The organism is Neptuniibacter sp. (assembly GCF_024231755.1).
Taxonomy (GTDB): Bacteria; Pseudomonadota; Gammaproteobacteria; order Pseudomonadales; family Balneatricaceae; genus Neptuniibacter.
This window is the reverse complement of record NZ_JAAEQH010000038.1, coordinates 1-5,519: the sequence shown is the minus strand read 5'-3', so window position 1 is coordinate 5,519 and position 5,519 is coordinate 1. Positions and strand designations below refer to the sequence as shown.

4 protein-coding genes are annotated in these 5,519 nt (G+C 48.1%); all 4 read left to right on the top strand.

Features of this window, described 5'->3' with window-relative positions:
• Nucleotides 1–1,213: ammonium transporter (locus GY843_RS01200; RefSeq protein WP_297305894.1), on the top strand; the 1,213-nt coding region annotated here is incomplete at its 5' end.
• A gap of 309 nt (nucleotides 1,214–1,522) precedes the next feature.
• Entirely contained in the window at nucleotides 1,523–1,861 is a 339-nt protein-coding gene (gene glnK, locus GY843_RS01195) for a P-II family nitrogen regulator (RefSeq protein ID WP_297305893.1), read from the top strand.
• 157 nt (nucleotides 1,862–2,018) lie between these two features.
• The gene (locus tag GY843_RS01190) at nucleotides 2,019–4,070 is read left to right on the top strand and encodes a bifunctional diguanylate cyclase/phosphodiesterase (RefSeq protein ID WP_297305892.1); all 2,052 of its coding nucleotides are present in this window, start codon (nucleotides 2,019–2,021) and stop codon (nucleotides 4,068–4,070) included.
• Nucleotides 4,071–4,189: 119 nt separating this feature from the next.
• Nucleotides 4,190–5,404 carry an aspartate aminotransferase family protein gene (locus GY843_RS01185; protein ID WP_297305891.1) on the top strand — a complete coding sequence of 405 codons (1,215 nt, stop codon included), beginning with the start codon at nucleotides 4,190–4,192 and terminating at the stop codon, nucleotides 5,402–5,404.
• Nucleotides 5,405–5,519: the final 115 nt, after the last annotated feature.

The following is a 5,519-nucleotide window of genomic DNA, read 5'->3' as shown; positions in this document are numbered from 1 at the left end:
TAAATACGCACTGGATACTTTTTACTTCCTAGTGTGTGGCGCATTGGTAATGTGGATGGCAGCAGGCTTTGCCATGCTGGAAGCGGGTCTGGTACGCGCTAAAAACACTACCGAGATCCTGACTAAGAACATCGCTCTGTATGCGATCTCTTGTATCATGTACCTGGTTTGCGGTTACGCAATCATGTACGGCGGCGACTACCTGCTGGCAGGTATCACTGGTGATGGTTTCACTGGTGAAGCAGAACCAGCTACTTACGCGCCTTCTGCTGACTTCTTCTTCCAGGTTGTATTCGTAGCAACTGCGATGTCTATCGTATCTGGTGCGGTTGCTGAGCGTATGAAGCTGTGGGCTTTCCTGGCTTTCGCTGTAGTAATGACGGGTGTTATCTACCCAATGGAAGGTTCTTGGACTTGGGGTGGCAACGCTGTATTCGGCATGTACACTCTGGGCGATCTGGGCTTCTCTGACTTTGCAGGTTCCGGCATCGTACACATGGCTGGTGCAGCTGCTGCTCTTGCTGGTGTTCTGGTACTGGGCGCTCGTAAAGGCAAATACGGTAAAGACGGTTCTGTAAACGCTATCCCTGGTGCAAACCTGCCACTGGCTACTCTGGGTACATTCATCCTGTGGTTGGGTTGGTTCGGTTTCAACGGTGGTTCCGTACTGGCAACTTCCGATGTTGAAAACTCTAACGCTGTAGCTGTTGTATTCATGAACACTAACGCTGCTGCTGCAGGTGGTGTTGTATCAGCTCTGATCGTTGCTCGCATGCTGTTCGGTAAAGCTGACCTGACAATGGCACTTAACGGTGCACTGGCTGGTCTGGTTGCGATCACTGCTGAACCTTCTACTCCTTCTGCTCTGCAGGCGACTCTGTTCGGTGCAGCAGGTGGTGCGCTGGTAGTATTCAGCATCCTGACTCTGGATAAACTGAAAATTGATGATCCTGTTGGTGCGATCTCTGTACACGGTGTTGTAGGTCTGCTGGGTCTGCTGCTGGTACCTCTGACTAACGACGGTTCTAGCTTCTCTGGCCAGATCATCGGCGCCCTGACTATCTTCGTATGGGTATTCGTAACAAGCATGATCGTATGGCTGGCACTGAAAGCTGTAATGGGCATCCGTGTTAGCGAAGAAGAAGAGTACGAAGGCGTGGATATCTCTGAATGTGGTATGGAAGCTTACCCAGAGTTCACTTCTGGTAAATAAGCTCCACTCTTAAAAAGTCGACAGAAAGGGCGCATTTAGCGCCCTTTTTTGTTGCTCGGTCATTTTTCTGCCCTGTGATTAGGGTTGCTAGAAAATAAGTGAGGGACTGACGATTAAGCACAAACTTCCGATAATTGCTGAAACTTGATGAAATATCAGGGCCAAAGCTATTGATCCAGCGCAATCAGCGCCAACTGATTATTCCCAAACCAGATTTTCCCGTTATACTAAGGTCCGTTATTCAGCATAGAAAACTGCCTCCGAATCCGTTCGGCCATTTTAGGCAGGTATAAACTGAGGAAGAGCATTATGAAACTGGTCACTGCGGTGATTAAACCGTTTAAACTGGATGATGTCCGTGAAGCACTGTCTGAGATTGGTATCCAGGGCGTTACCGTGACAGAAGTTAAAGGCTTTGGCCGTCAGAAAGGTCACACTGAACTGTACCGTGGCGCAGAGTACGTTGTTGATTTCCTACCTAAAGTAAAAATTGAGATCGCTGTTGATACAGATATGGTTGATCAGGTAGTTGAAGCAATCAGCAAAACTGCAAACACTGGCAAGATCGGTGACGGTAAGATTTTCATCTCACCACTTGAGCAGGTTATCCGTATTCGTACCGGTGAAAGCGGCCCAGACGCCCTATAACCTAGTCCAATTATTAAAAAGCACCTTTTCAAAGGTGCTTTTTTTTGCCCTCCAGAAATAAAAATGAAACAAAAACCTGCACCAGATCAAACAAAACCACCTCACAAACACCCATAATACATAGCTATTAGTGTAGATTTAAAACAAAAATAAAAACATGAATGAACAAGTAGACATTACCAGCCTGCCTAACAGGCTACTAATGCAGTGGTTCTCCAATTCGTCTATAGGCATAGTCGAACTGGACCTGCAGCTGAACTGTGTCTGCTGCAACCCTAGCGCACAAGAACTTATCTGGGACGAGCTAAGCCAAAATTGGAATACAGCAGTCCCACTACCATCTGACTTCCGCGAATTGCTGCAACCCCATGTCAGCGAACTACTAAGCCACAATAGCCCCTCTCTGAGCACCCACTTGCAAATAACTCGTAATCAGGAAAATATTCTGATCCGCACAGAAATCAATCTGATTGGCGATCAGGACAAAATTCTTGTAACACTGCGCAACTCGAGCGACAGCGCTCGCCAGGCCAGGGAGCTAAAATTATTTCGTAATGCCGTGGAGAATACTGGCAGCGCCGTGGTTATTACCGATAACCGTGGACATATTCAGTACGCAAACAACCGCTTTAGCGAAATCACCGGCTACAGTTTTGATGAGATTAAAGGCAAGCGCCCCAGCATTCTCCGCTCGGAAAAAACGACAGATGAAACCTACAACGAACTCTGGAGCACCGTACTAAATCATAAAAAATGGCGCGGCACCCTGCTGAATAAACGTAAAAATGGCACTACGTACTGGTCCCTGCAGAATATCTCTCCGATCCATGATGAGCTGGGCAATATCATTAATTTTGTGTCGGTCAGCGAGGACATCTCCCAGATAAAAGAGCACGATAAAGAGATGGAAAAGATGGCGTACTACGACCCTCTTACCAATCTGGGTAACCGCCGTAATTTTCGCCGTTCATTAGAGCAACATCTAAACTCTCCTCAGAGTGAGGGCCATAACGCCCTTCTTCTTTTGGATCTGGACCATTTCAAGCAGATCAACGACACCATGGGCCACGAAGCAGGAGATGCATTGCTAAATACCATCGCTGGCCGGTTGAATTTCTGCACCAGTGAAACCAGCTCAGTATTTCGCTTAGGCGGAGATGAATTCACGATTATTTTCCATAGCTGCAGAGATCGGAAACATATTATTGAACGCACCAAAGATGTACTGAGTCTGCTTTCACAACCCGCCCAGATAGGCACCAATGAGATTAGCATTACGGTCAGCGTTGGCATTGCACTTATCGGCACAGATAGCCAGGACAGCAGTGACCTTCTGCGTAAGGCCGATCTGGCGATGTATTACGCTAAACGCAAGGGACGTAATACCTTCGCCTTCTACGCAGAGCAGATGGATTATGAAGCTAAACGCGCTCTGAATATGGCCCATGATCTGCGTAATGCCCTTGAAGAACAGCAACTCAGTCTTGTCTATCAACCCCAAATAGACACCCAGTCTGGCAAAATTACTGCTATGGAGGCACTGCTGCGTTGGAACCACCCAATTCACGGTAATATCCCACCCTCTGAATTTATCCCTCACGCAGAAGAAACCGGGCAGATTATCCCAATCGGGCACTGGGTTATGCGCGAAGCCTGCAAAGCAGCCAAAACCCTGCAGGATAAAGGCCTGCCACCACTTAAAGTTTGCGTTAATCTCTCGGCTAAACAGTTTGATAATCCCAAATTAATTACCCATATCGAAGATGCTTTACATAGCTCGGGGCTGGATGCCCAGTGGCTGGAACTGGAGATCACAGAAAGCATGCTAATGACCGATATGGAAGCAGGGATACAGGTCCTACAACGGATAAAAACCATGGGGATCAGCCTAGCGATTGATGATTTCGGAACAGGTTACTCTTCCCTAACCTATCTGAAGAAGATGCCTGTAGACCTGCTCAAGATTGATCGCTCTTTCCTACAGGAAGTTCCCAACGATCCAGACAATATGGCGATCACATCAACCATCATTGCTATGACAAAACAGCTCGGCCTGAGAGTCGTTGCGGAGGGGGTAGAAAGCAAAGAACAGATGCAGTTCCTGAATGACAATCAATGCAACATGCTACAGGGGTTTCTAATCGCTAAACCGGATTCATTTGAAAACTTCTGCGCCAGCTACAGCAAAGAGCAGTATTTCCGTAATTAAGGCAGCGTGTCTAAAACCCGCCTAATCCTATCCCGAACCTCCTCCCTTTCTGCCTAAAATTCGATTTCTTCACAACCGTCTAAACTTAAAGGACCAGTGAAAAGATCTGGAGGTACGCGATGACAGACCCAATCAATCGCCAAACCTTTGATGAAGTGATGGTGCCTAATTACTCTCCACTGCCGGTGATCCCGGTCCGGGGGCAAGGCTCCAGAGTCTGGGATCAGGCGAATAAAGAATATATCGACTTTGCCGGTGGTATAGCGGTTAACGCCCTTGGCCACTGTCATCCTCGTTTGCTTCTGGCATTGCTGGAACAGAGTCAACGGCTATGGCACCTGAGTAATGTATGGACTAACGAACCCGCAATCAAACTTGCCCAACAGCTCTGCGAGAAGACCTTTGCCGAACGGGTTTACTTTGCAAACTCCGGAGCAGAGGCCAATGAGGCAGCGTTTAAGCTAGCCCGTAAACATGCCTTTACCAATTTCGGTCCAGAAAAGCATGAGATCATCAGCTGCCTTAACGGTTTCCACGGGCGCACCTTGTTCACAGTTTCCGTCGGCGGGCAGGCTAAATATTGCGAAGGCTTTGAGCCGGTCCCAAAAGGCATCACGCATATCCCTTTTAATGACTGCAAAGCATTAGCCGACGCTATCAGCGATTGCACCTGTGCAGTTGTTATTGAGCCGATACAGGGTGAAGGGGGTATTCAACCGGCATCTGGTGAATTTCTGCAGGCAGCTCGCGAGCTCTGCGATCAACACAATGCTTTACTTATATTTGATGAAATCCAGACCGGTGTTGGTAGAACAGGGAAACTATACGCCTACCAAAACAGCAGTATTGTCCCCGACATCATGACTACAGCGAAGGCCCTCGGCGGAGGTTTCCCTATTGGCGCAATGCTTTGCAGAAAAGAGATTGCCGAATCTTTTAATGTTGGCAGCCACGGTAGCACCTACGGCGGCAACCCCTTAGGTTGCGCGATCGCCAACGAAGTATTAACACTGGTCGACACCCCTGAAGTACTGGATGGTGTTCGTGAGAAAGGGCAACAGTTCAACCAACTGCTTGAACAGGCCAACCAGAAATACCCTCTGTTCCGCGACTTCAGAGGCATGGGGCTTTTGATCGGCTGCGAGTTGAAGCCTGATTACCATGGCAAAGCACGGCAATTTATTCAGATTGCAGAAGAGGAGGGTCTGATGCTGCTGGTTGCAGGCCTAAATGTGGTTCGCCTTGCCCCTTCTTTGATTATTCCGAATAAGGATATCGATGAAGGGATGCAACGTTTTAGCCGGGCGATGGATCGGTTTCTGCTGGAAATCTGATTCCAACTCAGGAGGTTGCTATGGGTTATGCCGCGTACGATCAACATCACAAACTCAGTCAGGAAGAACAAAGGCTGCTCAACAAACTCGACACACAGCATAAGCATCAAGTTGC

Excerpts from the sequence above, each read along its gene's own strand:
- GY843_RS01190 (WP_297305892.1), top strand. The coding sequence starts at position 2,019 with ATGAATGAACAAGTAGACATTACCAGCCTGCCTAACAGGCTACTAATG.
- glnK (WP_297305893.1), top strand. The coding sequence starts at position 1,523 with ATGAAACTGGTCACTGCGGTGATTAAACCGTTTAAACTGGATGATGTC.
- GY843_RS01185 (WP_297305891.1), top strand. The coding sequence starts at position 4,190 with ATGACAGACCCAATCAATCGCCAAACCTTTGATGAAGTGATGGTGCCT.